The sequence below is a fragment of the Arthrobacter sp. Cr_A7 genome (assembly GCF_029222765.1).
GTDB lineage: Bacteria > Actinomycetota > Actinomycetes > Actinomycetales > Micrococcaceae > Arthrobacter.
Genome location: NZ_JARHXQ010000135.1, coordinates 1 through 11,690, shown reverse-complemented (window position 1 = coordinate 11,690; position 11,690 = coordinate 1). Strand labels below are relative to the sequence as shown.

The 11,690-nt window shown below is 65.6% G+C and carries 13 protein-coding genes; 1 reads left to right on the top strand and 12 read right to left on the bottom strand.

The window, feature by feature from the left end:
* The 12 genes from P2Q66_RS08410 to P2Q66_RS08355 form a co-directional block, all read right to left on the bottom strand.
* On the bottom strand, positions 1–1,030 hold a 1,030-nt coding region (locus P2Q66_RS08410; RefSeq protein WP_275727183.1), incomplete at its 3' end, for a nickel transporter.
* Complete coding sequence (locus P2Q66_RS08405) at positions 1,030–1,878, bottom strand: urease accessory protein UreD (protein WP_275727185.1); 849 nt, start codon at positions 1,876–1,878, stop codon at positions 1,030–1,032. The genes P2Q66_RS08410 and P2Q66_RS08405, both read right to left, overlap by 1 nt.
* A gap of 110 nt (positions 1,879–1,988) precedes the next feature.
* Positions 1,989–2,606, bottom strand: coding sequence for an urease accessory protein UreG (gene ureG, locus P2Q66_RS08400; protein ID WP_275727181.1), 618 nt, complete (start codon positions 2,604–2,606; stop codon positions 1,989–1,991).
* 27 nt (positions 2,607–2,633) lie between these two features.
* The gene (locus tag P2Q66_RS08395; RefSeq protein ID WP_275727184.1) at positions 2,634–3,299 is read right to left on the bottom strand and encodes an urease accessory protein UreF; all 666 of its coding nucleotides are present in this window, start codon (positions 3,297–3,299) and stop codon (positions 2,634–2,636) included.
* A 144-nt stretch (positions 3,300–3,443) separates the two neighbouring features.
* Positions 3,444–3,929 (bottom strand): urease accessory protein UreE, encoded by a 486-nt coding sequence (gene ureE, locus P2Q66_RS08390; RefSeq protein ID WP_275727177.1) that lies wholly within the window; start codon positions 3,927–3,929, stop codon positions 3,444–3,446.
* Between the two features lie 15 nt (positions 3,930–3,944).
* A complete protein-coding gene (gene ureC / locus P2Q66_RS08385) occupies positions 3,945–5,702 on the bottom strand; it encodes an urease subunit alpha (protein ID WP_275727174.1) in 1,758 nt (585 codons plus the stop codon).
* Positions 5,699–6,028: an urease subunit beta gene (locus P2Q66_RS08380; RefSeq protein WP_275727171.1), complete on the bottom strand. Its 330-nt coding sequence runs from the start codon at positions 6,026–6,028 to the stop codon at positions 5,699–5,701. The genes ureC and P2Q66_RS08380 overlap by 4 nt, the downstream gene beginning before the upstream one ends.
* A gap of 11 nt (positions 6,029–6,039) precedes the next feature.
* Positions 6,040–6,342, bottom strand: a complete 303-nt coding sequence (locus tag P2Q66_RS08375; RefSeq protein WP_079596782.1) for an urease subunit gamma — start codon at positions 6,340–6,342, stop codon at positions 6,040–6,042.
* A 115-nt stretch (positions 6,343–6,457) separates the two neighbouring features.
* Complete coding sequence (locus P2Q66_RS08370; RefSeq protein WP_079596783.1) at positions 6,458–7,015, bottom strand: isochorismatase family cysteine hydrolase; 558 nt, start codon at positions 7,013–7,015, stop codon at positions 6,458–6,460.
* Positions 7,016–7,092: 77 nt separating this feature from the next.
* Positions 7,093–8,097 (bottom strand): LacI family DNA-binding transcriptional regulator, encoded by a 1,005-nt coding sequence (locus P2Q66_RS08365; protein ID WP_275727166.1) that lies wholly within the window; start codon positions 8,095–8,097, stop codon positions 7,093–7,095.
* 134 nt (positions 8,098–8,231) lie between these two features.
* Positions 8,232–8,822, bottom strand: a complete 591-nt coding sequence (locus P2Q66_RS08360; protein ID WP_275727164.1) for an HhH-GPD-type base excision DNA repair protein — start codon at positions 8,820–8,822, stop codon at positions 8,232–8,234.
* An 83-nt stretch (positions 8,823–8,905) separates the two neighbouring features.
* Positions 8,906–10,432, bottom strand: a complete 1,527-nt coding sequence (locus P2Q66_RS08355; protein ID WP_275727163.1) for an alpha-N-arabinofuranosidase — start codon at positions 10,430–10,432, stop codon at positions 8,906–8,908.
* Positions 10,433–10,789: 357 nt separating this feature from the next.
* Between P2Q66_RS08355 and P2Q66_RS08350 the strand changes: the two genes are divergently transcribed.
* Positions 10,790–11,690, top strand: a 901-nt coding sequence (locus P2Q66_RS08350; protein ID WP_275727160.1) for an ANTAR domain-containing protein, incomplete at its 3' end; no start/stop codon positions are given.

Here is an 11,690-nt window from a genome sequence, read left to right as displayed (position 1 = left end):
CGCCCCGCAGGACCGCCCCGCCCCAAACGGCAAGGAAGGCCGCAACCAGCAAGAGCCCTGCCTCGCCCAGGTCGATATCGCCCAGCCAGGCGGTGACCGGGTCATCCAGCCCAAAGGCGGCATGGGCGAACCCGCCGAGGGTGATGGCTGCGATGAAGAGCGCCGACACGGCGGAAAGGCCCGTCACCAAGGCATTGAAACCGAGCGTGCGCTGCGGGTGGTCCAGGGCGGAGCGGTACATCCGCATCATCGCCATGCCATTGACCGAATCGCACAGGGTCATCGCGGCAGCGAACGCCAGCGGCAGCGCAAGCAGGGCGAAGGGCGGCACCCCGGCCAGGGACGCCGCCGTCGTCATCATCAGCAGCCCGATGGTGGTGGCGGTGTCGAAGCCCAGCCCGAACAGGAAGCCGATCACGTAGATGTTTCGTGGCCGCCGCACCCTGGACAGGGGCCTGGCCAGCAGCCGGGCCACGAGCCCCTGCTGTTCGAGGTCCGCCGGACTGATTGCCGCGCCGCTGCGGGCCCGGCGGTAGGCCCGCGCCGACCTGGCGAACGCCGACCCGTTGAACAGGCCCATCGCCAGCAGGAACAGCCCGGACACGCCGCTCCCGATCAACCCGAGCACCAGGTTCCCGGCGGACCCGTCCTGCATGAACCCGCCCACAACGCCGGCGCCGGCGACCACCAGCACCCCGGCCAGGGTCACCACGGAGCTGTGCCCCAGGCTGAAGGCAAAGCCGACGCTGACAGGGTCCTGCCGCTGCGCCACGAACTTCCGCGTCGAATTATCGATCGCGGCCAGGTGGTCCCAGTCGTAGCTGTGCTTCACGCCGGCCAGGTAGGCGGTCAGGATCAGGCCCCACGTGAGCGCGTGGGCACCGGCCGCACCGGCGTTCCCTGCGAGCAGGAGTACGACGGCGGCCGCATGCAGCGCGGCCACCGCACCAAAGGTGAACATCAGGCGCGTCCGAACCGGCAGTGCTTCCCGCTGCCGGTAGTAGGCGGCGATGTCCGTGATGGCCGTCATCAGTGCTTCCTCAGGTTCAGCGGTCCCTGCCCGTGCCAGCGTTCCCGCAGGAGGTTGGCGCAGGCCGAAAGAAGGAGGTTCAGTTCCCCGGTGCCGTTGGACAGGGCACGGAGCACCAGGCCGGAAGTACCCGCGACGGCGCGGGTCAGAGAAATGCCGGTCAACGCATCGAATCCGGCGGTGATCAGGTGCAGTTCGTCGGCGAGCACCTGGTCCACGCGGGCGTCCACCACCACCAGCGATCCCAGATGGCTGTAGCCCTCCATGAACCCGAGCCCGGTGACATCGCCCGACGGCGGCCGGATCAGCAGGTTGTCCAGTGCCAGGAGTTCAGACGTCCCGCCGTCGCCGTGGGGTTCCACCCGGATCTCGTTGCGCAGCCGGACTTCCTCGTAACGGAAGGCGGCCCCGTCCGGCGACCAGCCGGGGGTTACCACTTCGGCCATGACCAGCGACGACGACGGCCGCAGGGTAAAGGACGAGTTCTGCCGGTAGCTGGCCTCCCGGTAGGCGATGAGCTGGTCCGGCATCAGCTCCAACCGTGCCCCCTCCCCCAGCCGGACAGTCATCCGCTGCTCAGCAAAAGACCCGGGAGTCCGGTAAACCTTCGTGGCGGACTGGGTGGTCAACAAGAGATCAGCACCTGATTCGACTTCCACATCGAGCACAAAAAGATCAGCGCCAAGATAAGCGCCGCCAGGATTCACCACGACGTAGCAAACCTGCCCCGAGTCGTCCAGATAGTGCGGCCGCAGTACACGAAGAGCGCCCTCATGGAACTGGCGCGAGGCAATCGACCTACCTCCCCGCAAACTGATGCCAAGCTCAAGCCGCCCACGAGGTGACATGACAGCTGAAGCGGAGCCGGGGATAGGGGGCCGCGGCGTGGCGGGCACCGCGAAGCGGGCACGGCCCCTTATCCCCGGTGAAGCGCCCGTCGCTGCCGCCGCTGGGGTGCTCATTGGGCCAGGTCGAGCATCAGGACGTCGCGCCGAACCCATTCGATGACGGCGTCGAGTCCTTCGTCTGTTTTGAGGTTAGTGAAGCAAAATGGTTTGTCGCCCCTGAATTCCCGCGAATCCCGCTCCATTACGTTCAAATCTGCGCCGACGTGGGGTGCGAGGTCGGTTTTGTTGATGATGAAGAGGTCGGACTTGATCATGCCCTGGCCCGCTTTGCGTGGGATTTTCTCGCCCTGGGCCACATCGATGATGTAAATGGAGAAGTCGACGAGTTCGGGGCTGAAGGTGGCGGAGAGGTTGTCGCCGCCGGATTCGACGAAGATCACCTGCAGGTCGGGATGGCGGGCTTTGAGTTCCTCGATGGCGGCGGTGTTCATGGAGGTGTCTTCGCGAATGGCGGTGTGCGGGCAGCCGCCGGTTTCGACGCCGATGATCCGGTCCACGGGGAGGATGCCATTGGCGGCGAGGATTTTGGCGTCTTCGATGGTGTAGATGTCGTTGGTGATGGCGGCCATGGAGATTTCGCCGCTCATGTGGCGGGTGAGGCGCTCCACGAGCTGGGTCTTGCCTGCGCCGACGGGTCCGCCGATACCGATCTTGATGGGTTCAGACATGTGTCCTCCTTTGAATCACAAGCACAGTCAGCTCATGAACATCCGGGCACGTTGGCGTTCGTGCCGCATTTGCGAAATTTCCAGTCCGGGCGTCACGGCGCCGAAGTCGTCCGGCGTGAGGTGGGCAATCCGTTCGACGGCAGCAGCAACGTCGTCGGCCGCTTGCCGCAGGAGCCGCTGTCCTGCGTTCTGGCCGAGCGGGATGGCCCGGACGGCGTTCTGGGTAAGCGACGTGACGGTGGCGAAAAGGTATGAGGCGAGCGCCTCCGGAAGCGGCACGCCGAGTGAACGGGCGACGACGGCGAACGCCAGCGGCTGATGCCCCACGGCAAGGCCACCACTCACCAGGTCCCGGTACAGCGCCAGCTCATCCGAAGGAAACACCTCGCCCCCAATCTCGAGCAACCGGAGCCCCATCTTCACGGAAGCCTCCCGAACCTGCCGAGGCAACAGCGAAGCAGACAAAAGAGCATCCAACTCCTCCAGGTCCACGCCCTCATACAAGAACCGAATGGCAAGCCCATCAGAGTAAGAAAGCGACTGCGAGATAAAGGCAGACAACCATTCACCAAAACCAGCCTCATCACGAACCACACCGGCATCGATGTACGTCTCAAAGCCAAGAGAGTGCGCAAAGGCCCCAGTAGGAAGCGCAGAGTCAGTGAGCTGCTGCAAGGCTAACTGGTAAGTCATGTCACCCACCTCGACGAAAGGTGACCTTTCGAATCGGCGGAGGCGGGAGATAGGGGCCGCGGCGTGGTGGGCACCGCGAAGCGGGCACGGCCCCTATCTCCCGCCGAAGCCCCCAAGGCGCACCCGGTCGCCGAAGGCGAGAAATTAGTGCGAGTGTTCAGCATGGCGGAAAGGAACAGGCATGACGCGTTCCTGCCGGGAGTAGGGCACGGCGGCGTGGCGAAGGTAGTCCTCGACGGTGTGGTCGTAGGCGCACACCATGACGTCGGCTTCATACTCGGACGACGAGTCGAAGAACTGGGCCTGGAGGTGCCGGTTGCCGAGGGAGTGGGCCACGACGCCCATTTCGTGGATGGACCGGGGTGCGATGACCAGGACGTCGGTGGGCAGCACGGACACAACGATCATGTTGGAGTCCTCGACGTGCAGGATGTCGCCGTCGCGGAGGTCGCCGGAGCCGGACGGCAGCCGGATGCCGATTTCCTTGCCGTGGTCCGTCGTCGCGCGCTGGATCCGTTTGACCAGCTGGGCGCTGGGCAGCACCACTTTTTCCTGGTGCAGGCCGGCGTAGGCGGCGAGGTCGGTCGCGGGCAGTTCATGGAGGTTGCCGAGGACTTTGTCGATGATCATGTGGGCTCCGGAAATCTAGAAGAGGAAGTAGCGCTGGGCCATGGGGAGGACGTCGGACGGCTCGCAGGTGACGTCCTCGCCGTCGACCGTTACCTGGTAGGTTTCCGGGTCCACCTGGATGTCCGGCGTGGCGTCGTTGTATTTCAGGTCCGCTTTCGTGAGGGTACGGATCCCGGAAACGGGCCGGATGACCTTCCCGAGCCCCAGCTCTTCGGGGACCCCGGCGTCGATGGCCGCCTGGGACAGGAACGTGATGGACGATTGCTGCACGGCGTTCCCGTACGCGCCGAACATCGGCCGCATGGTCCGGGGCTGCGGTGTGGGGATGGAGGCGTTTGCGTCGCCCATGAGCGCGTAGGCGATCTGCCCGCCCTTGATCACGAGCTCCGGTTTGACGCCGAAGAACGCGGGATCCCAGACGACAAGGTCGGCAAACTTCCCTTCCTCCACGGAGCCGATGGAGTCCGCGATGCCCTGCGCGATGGCCGGGTTGATCGTGTACTTGGCCACGTAGCGCTTAAGGCGGAAGTTATCGCTGCCCGCCGAACCGTGGAGCCCGGCAGCGCTGTCCCCCCGGGGGTCTTCCAGCACACCCCGCTGCTTCTTCATCTTGTCCGCCACCTGCCAGGTGCGGGTGATCACCTCGCCCACGCGGCCCATGGCCTGCGAGTCGGAGGAGGTGATGGAGAAGATGCCCAGGTCCTGCAGGACGTCTTCGGCGGCGATGGTCTCGGCCCGGATCCGGGAGTCGGCGAAGGCCACGTCCTCCGGGATGTCCGGGTTGAGGTGGTGGCAGACCATCAGCATGTCCAGGTGCTCTTCGATGGTGTTGCGGGTGTAAGGCAGCGTGGGGTTGGTGGAGGCGGGCAGGACATTGGGCATCCCGGCGATTTTGATGATGTCCGGGGCGTGCCCGCCGCCGGCGCCCTCGGTGTGGAACGTGTGGATGACCCGGCCGTCGATCGCGCGGATGGTGTCCTCCACGAAGCCGCACTCATTGAGGGTGTCGGTGTGGATGGCCACCTGGACGTCGTATTCGTCGGCCACTTTCAGGGAGGTGTCGATGGATGAGTGCGTTGAGCCCCAGTCCTCGTGGACCTTGAGCCCGATGGCACCGGCACGGATCTGCTCGGCGAGGGGTTCGACGGCGGACGCGTGGCCCTTACCGAACAGGCCGATATTGACGGGGAGCCCCTCCGCCGCCTGCAGCATCCGCTGGATGTGCCACTTTCCGGGCGTGACGGTGGTGGCCTTGGTGCCTTCGGCAGGGCCGGTGCCGCCGCCGATCATGGTGGTGATGCCGCTGGTCAGTGCGGTGGGCACCTGGTCCGGGGAGATGAAGTGGATGTGCGTATCCACGCCGCCGGCGGTGAGGATCTTCCGCTCCCCCGCGATGATTTCGGTGCTGGCGCCGATGACGATGTCCACGCCGTCGGTGATCTGCGGGTTGCCGGCCTTGCCGATCCTGAAGATATGGCCGTCCCTGATAGCCACGTCGGCCTTGTAGATGCCGGTGTAGTCGAGGATCACGGCATTGGTGATGACGGTGTCCGGGACGTCTTCGTCCAAACCAGCGCCATCCCTCGTGGCCTGGCCGTTTTGGCCCATGCCGTCCCGGATCACCTTGCCGCCGCCGAACACCACTTCCTCGCCGTACACGGTGAGGTCTTTCTCGATCTCGAGGAACAGTTCGGTGTCGGCCAGGCGGACTTTGTCGCCTGTCGTTGGGCCGTACAGGTCGGCGTACTGCCGCCGGGGAATGTCGAAGCTCATTTGTTTCCCGCCTTCGCGTCTGTCAGCGGGCCGTTGACGGCGTTGCTGAGTCCGTACACTTCCCGGGTGCCGGCCAGTTCGATGAGCCGGACAGTCCGGGAGTCCCCCGGTTCAAACCGGGCGGCAGTTCCGGCGGGAATGTCCAGCCGGCGGCCGTAGGCGGCGTCCCGGTCGAAGGTGAGGGCGGCGTTCGCCTCGGCGAAATGGAAATGGGACCCCACCTGCACGGGCCGGTCGCCGGTGTTGGTGACCGCGACTTCGATCGCATCGCGTCCGGCGTTGGCCGTCACGGGCTCGGGCCGAAGAATGTACTCCCCTGGAATCATGGCCTGCCCCTTTAGCGGATGGGATCGTGGACGGTGACGAGCTTGGTGCCGTCCGGAAAGGTTGCCTCGATCTGGACGTCGTGGATCATCTCGGGCACGCCCTCCATCACGTCGTCACGGGCCAGCAGCGTGGTGCCGTAGCTCATCAGGTCAGCCACGGTGCGGCCGTCCCGGGCGCCTTCGATCAGCTCGTAGCTGATGATGGCCACAGCCTCGGGGTAGTTGAGCTTGAGGCCGCGGGCCTGGCGCCGGCGGGCGAGGTCGGCGGCCACCACGATCATGAGCTTTTCCTGCTCACGTGGCATCAGATGCATGAGGGTCCCCTTCAACGGCCTGCGGACGGCGTGGGACCCACAGTAGGTGCCGAACGTTTCGGCGACGTTTCGGGAGTGTAATCCGGGGCTCTACGTGCCCTTCCCCACCAGCGGCCTACTTTGCCTCACTGAGGCGGGCGAGGATCTCGTCGGTGGACTGGACCGGCTGGCGGTAACTGGTGGAGAGGATGCGCAGCATGTCCTTTGCGTCCTGGTTGTCTTCCGAGGCCATGGCATCCTCGGCATAGGTGACCCGGATGTTGTGGGCGAAGGCATCTGCCCCGGTCTGGGCGATGCAGTTGTGGGTGGAGACGCCTGCCAGCACCACCTCGTCCGCGCCCCAGTTCCGCAGCCGGGACAGCAGGTTGGTCCCCACAAAGGCGCTGTCACGGGTCTTGTTCAACTGGGGCAGGCCATCCTTCGCCAGGCCGGGAACAGCCTCGGCCTGCTTGCTGCCGCGGAAGATGAAGCCCTGGTCGTCGTCAAGCATGTTCAGCGTCCAGGTGGACTTGTCCCGCTCGTGCTCCGTGCCCACCAGCAATGCCTTGTGGCCGCTGGACGTGAACCCCTCCACCAGCCTGTTGCAGGAGGCGACCAGCTGCTCCTGCCGGGCCGCCAGCTCCGGTGCTTCGAAGTACGCGTTCTGCATGTCGATGACAAGAAGAGCAATCATGGAGGCACCTTTCCCTTGTTGAACCGGTGCCAAATCCGTACCCGCCTGTGGCGCCGGCGAAACCTGCAGGATGGATCCTAGGGTGCGGATTCGCGGATTTTCAGCTGGAAGCCGGCCTCCACGTGCACGCCCGTGGCGGCGGTCTCGTTCCCTGCGATCCTGTCCAGGAGCAGGCCGATGGAGCGTTCGGCAATTTCATCCATGCCCGGGGAAACAGTGGTGAGGGAGGGCGAGGCAAACCGGGCTTCATCGATGTCGTCGAAGCCTGCCACGGCAACGTCCTGCGGAACCCTGACTCCGCGGATCTGCAGCTCGTGCAGGGCGCCGAGCGCCAGCACGTCGTTGAGGCCGAACACGGCGTCGAAGCGGACGCCGGCGTCCAGCAGCCCTGCCAGGGCGGTTGCCCCGTTGTCGCGGCGCCACACTGCCGGTGCCACCAGGGCCGGATCAAACGGGACCCCCGCCTCCTCCAGCGCCGTCCGGTAACCGTTGAGCCGCAGCCCGGCACTGCCTGTTGACTCCCCGGGATGGGCGCCGATCACGGCAATGCGGCGGCGGCCGCTGCTTAGCAGGTGGGTGGTGATGGCAGCCGCAGCTTCCCGGTTCTTCATGGTGACCAGGTCAAAGCGCGGATCAACGATGTGTTCACCGAGCATCACCAGGGGCTTCTTTCCCACCCGGGCGGCGACGGCATCGGCGTCGATGGCCAGCGGGGTGAACAGCAGGCCGTCGGTGAGCTGCCGGAACGGCCCCTGCAGGGCATTCAATTCCACGCTGCCTTCGGCGTCGGACTGTTCCACCAGGACGCGGTACCCGCGCTGCGCGGCCGCCTTCATCAGTTTGGATGCAAGCTCGGCGTAGTAGGGCGCGGAGAGATCGGACAGGACCAGGCCGAGCATGGAGGTTTTTCCGGACCGCAGGCTCCGTGCGGTGAGGTTCGCTTCGTAGCCCAGCTCTGCGATGGCGTCCTGGACCCGCTGCTTGGTGGCAGGGCGGATGAACTCGTAGTCATTCAGGACGTTGGAGACCGTCTTGAGCGACACACCCGCCGCCCTCGCTACGTCGTTCATGGTGACCGCCATGTCTGGCTCCTTCGTGTGGTTCCGCCGGTTTCCGGGATACATCGTTGCAGAGAAAGGCCTCCGCACGGGAACCGCCCGTCACAAGGGAGTCCCCGGCTTCGGGGCCTTTCCCCCGACGGCGGTCCGCGGGCGGGTCAGTCCTTGGCCTTCGCCGCTTTCGCCGCCGCCTTGGCGGCCTGCTTGCTGGCGCGCACCTTGACCAGGGATTCGGGATCCACGATGTCCGCGACGGACAGGTAGGCACCCTCCTCGCCGTAGTGCCCGGCGGCCTCACGCCAGCCCGGCGCCTGAAGTCCGCGCTGCTTACCCAGCAGGGCAAGGAAGATCTTTGCCTTCTGCTCACCGAACCCCGGCAGGGCCTTCAGCCGTCGGAGCACTTCCGCACCATCCGGGCCGCCCTTGGTCCAGATCGCGGCGGCGTCGCCGTCCCACTCACTCTGCACTGCCTCGGCGAGCGCCTGCACCCGTGCGGCCATGGAACCGGGGAAACGGTGGACGGCCGGCCGTTCCTTGAACATTTCCACGAAGGCCTGCGGATCGTGGGCGGCGATGGCTTCGGGTTTCATGGACCCGATCCGGGTCTTGATCTTTTCGGGCCCGGCAAACGCGGATTCCATGGTCACCTGCTGGTCCAGCAGCATGCCGGTCAGCAGGGCGAAGTCGTCCTCGCTCAAGAGTTTGTCCGCGGCGGGGTCGCCCGTGATGTGCAGTTCCATGCGGTCCATCCTCCCAGAGGTTGGCAGGGGCGTCAGCGGGGTGCCGCATTGTTGCATAGGGCACCCCGCCGGGCTTCGTCCTGCCAGGCAGGCTACCCGCTCACGGCCAGCCGGATCATGGACCAGGACACAGCGGGCAACTCGGCGGTGAGGCGGCCTCCGTCGGCTTTTGCCGTGACATTCTCCGTGGGAAGCACGGAGGTGGAATCATCAGCGGTGGCCTGCCAGTACGGGTCCTTGTTCGTGTAGGTGACGGCCTCCACAACGCGCACCGGGCCCAGCCCGGACACCACGGCGTCCAGGCGCAGCGCGTCCGTCACCGAGCGGTTGACGGCGAACACCACTGCCTCGCCCTTCTCCGCGTCATAGGTGGCGACGGCGGAGACCGCGGCGAAGTCTGCGGTCTTGCCGCCGCTCAGCAGCGGGGACTCGACGGCGAGCTGCAGCACGGTGCCGGAGGCATGCCGGGAAGTCAGTGCGAAGGGATGGAAGGTGGTCTGCTTCCAGGCGCGCCCGCCAGGCTCGGTCATGATGGGCGCGATGACGTTCACCAGCTGCGCCAGGCTGGCGGAGTGGACACGGTCCGTGTTGCGGAGCAGCGTGATCAGCAGGTCACCCACGACGACGGCGTCCGCCACCGTGTACGTGTCCTCGAGCAGGACGGGGGCCACGGGCCAGTCCTTACCGGTGGGAGGCTTCGATGCGTCCCGGCTCATGTGCCAGACGTTCCACTCGTCGAAGGAGATGTTCACCTGCCTGGTGGACTTCTTCACCGACTTCACATGGTCGATGTGGCTCACGATGTCATGGATGAACGCCTGCATCCGGTGGCCGGCGGAGAGGAATTCCTGCAGGTCGCCGAAGTCCTCGAAGTACTGGTGCGCTGAGATGAAGTCCACCAGCTCATAGGTCTCCGTGAGCACCACCCGTTCCCATTCCCCGAACGTGTTCATGGTGGGACCGGAGCTGCCGCAGGCCACGAGTTCGAGGTCCGGGTCGAGCATCCGCATGCCACGCGCGGTGTCTGCCGCCAGCCGGCCGTATTCCTGCGCGCTCTTGTGCCCGATCTGCCAGGGCCCGTCCATCTCGTTGCCCAGGCACCACATTCTGATGCCATAGCCGTTCTCCGCACCGTTGGCCCTGCGCTGGTCGGACAGGGCCGTCCCGCCGTCGATGTTGCAGTACTCCAGCAGGTCCAGCGCCTCCTGGGTGCCGCGTGTGCCGAGGTTCACGGCCATCATGGTTTCGATGCCGGCCTTGGCTGACCACTTGGCGAACTCGTCAACGCCCACCAAGTTGGGGTCGCTTGAGTGCCAGGCAAGGTCCAGTCGCACGGGGCGCTTCTCCGCCGGGCCCACGCCGTCTTCCCAGCGGTAGCCGGACACGAAGTTTCCGCCGGGGTAGCGCACGGTGGAAATTCCCAGTTCCCGGGTCAGTTCCAGGACGTCCTTCCGGAACCCGTCGCTGTCCGCCTTCGGATGCTCCGGCTCAAAAATGCCGGTGTACACACAGCGTCCCAGGTGCTCCACAAAGGCACCGAAAGTGCGCCGCCGGACCGGTCCCACCGCGAAGGCGGGATCCATGGTGATTTTCGCCGCGGCTGGTTCTGCTGTGGTCACGAAACATCCTCACTTCTGATTTACAACGTTATAGAAATAATTGTTGGTGCTCGTGCTCCGCGAGTCAAGCGGTCGGGTGACGCGAATCGGAAGGGCGGGATTAATTTCCCGGCTGAGTGGTCCGAGCCGCCCACCTGCGGCAACACCGAAAGCAAGTAATGGGCACCCAAAACCAAGTAGTACCTAATCTCAAAAACGAGTACCTCCTACGCGTTCACCGTCCGCGGCCGCCCAACTAAGTTCATCTCAGAGACAAGACGTGTTCTGGCTCGCGGTACTTGCTCACGAGGGGGTGTGAGACTGGCAATGCATGCACGACATATAAGCTCAGGCTTCCCGGTCCGACGGACACGGGTAATGAGCGGGGCCGGCGACGAGGAGGCCTTTGAGACCAAGGCCTCTCCCCCAGCCGTCGCCGGCCCTCTTGTTCCTCCGAGGACCCACACCGCCCGCCCGGCTCCTGCCGTCGGAATGGCCCCTCACCCGGACAAAGGATCCCGGGACGCCAAGCCCCAGGACAACGGAAACCCGGGCCTCCTGCTGGATCTGGTCACGGGCACGGAATCGTTGGCAGATTCCCTCAACCGGCTGGTGACCGCCTCCGCACAGTCGGTGGTCCGGACGGCAGGGCTCCGCATCGAGTGCGGCGTGGTGGTGCACCAGCCCAAAAGGGCACCCGCCATCACCGGCACCTCCGACGACGTGGTGAAACTGCTGGAATGGGAGCACCAGGCGGCGGAAGGACCGGTGTGCGAGGTGCTGACCGGCGGCCAGCCCGTGGCCGTGCTCCAGCGCAACGGGGACTTCCGCTGGCCGCACTACTGCAACCAACTCCAGCTGGCCGGATTCGGCAGCGTGCTGGGCGTGCGGCTGCTGGTGAACAGCAGTGCCGGCAACGATGACGCCGGGGCACAGGAAACTCCCGCAGCACTGGCGTTTTTTGCCCAGGACGCGAAGGCGTTCCCGCTCCAGGTCATCGCCGAAGCCCGCGCTTTCGCCGGCCTGGCAGCCAAGAGCCTGCAGATGGCCATCGACCTGCACACGGCCCGCTCCATGGCCTCAGACCTGCGCTCCGCCCTGGACAGCCGCACGTCCATCAACGTTGCCTGCGGCGTGATCATGGCGCAGAACAGGTGCTCGTACCATGAGGCCTTCTCGATCCTTGCCAAGGCGTCCAGCCACCGGAACATCAAGGTGCGCAGGATCGCCGAGGACATCCTGGAACGGCTTCCGGAAGGTCCGCCGCGCGCGCATTTCG

Excerpts from the sequence above, each read along its gene's own strand:
- P2Q66_RS08405 (WP_275727185.1), bottom strand. The coding sequence starts at position 1,878 with ATGTCACCTCGTGGGCGGCTTGAGCTTGGCATCAGTTTGCGGGGAGGT.
- ureC (WP_275727174.1), bottom strand. The coding sequence starts at position 5,702 with ATGAGCTTCGACATTCCCCGGCGGCAGTACGCCGACCTGTACGGCCCA.
- ureG (WP_275727181.1), bottom strand. The coding sequence starts at position 2,606 with ATGTCTGAACCCATCAAGATCGGTATCGGCGGACCCGTCGGCGCAGGC.
- P2Q66_RS08360 (WP_275727164.1), bottom strand. The coding sequence starts at position 8,822 with ATGGACCGCATGGAACTGCACATCACGGGCGACCCCGCCGCGGACAAA.
- P2Q66_RS08395 (WP_275727184.1), bottom strand. The coding sequence starts at position 3,299 with ATGACTTACCAGTTAGCCTTGCAGCAGCTCACTGACTCTGCGCTTCCT.
- P2Q66_RS08380 (WP_275727171.1), bottom strand. The coding sequence starts at position 6,028 with ATGATTCCAGGGGAGTACATTCTTCGGCCCGAGCCCGTGACGGCCAAC.
- P2Q66_RS08365 (WP_275727166.1), bottom strand. The coding sequence starts at position 8,097 with ATGGCGGTCACCATGAACGACGTAGCGAGGGCGGCGGGTGTGTCGCTC.
- ureE (WP_275727177.1), bottom strand. The coding sequence starts at position 3,929 with ATGATCATCGACAAAGTCCTCGGCAACCTCCATGAACTGCCCGCGACC.
- P2Q66_RS08370 (WP_079596783.1), bottom strand. The coding sequence starts at position 7,015 with ATGATTGCTCTTCTTGTCATCGACATGCAGAACGCGTACTTCGAAGCA.
- P2Q66_RS08375 (WP_079596782.1), bottom strand. The coding sequence starts at position 6,342 with ATGCATCTGATGCCACGTGAGCAGGAAAAGCTCATGATCGTGGTGGCC.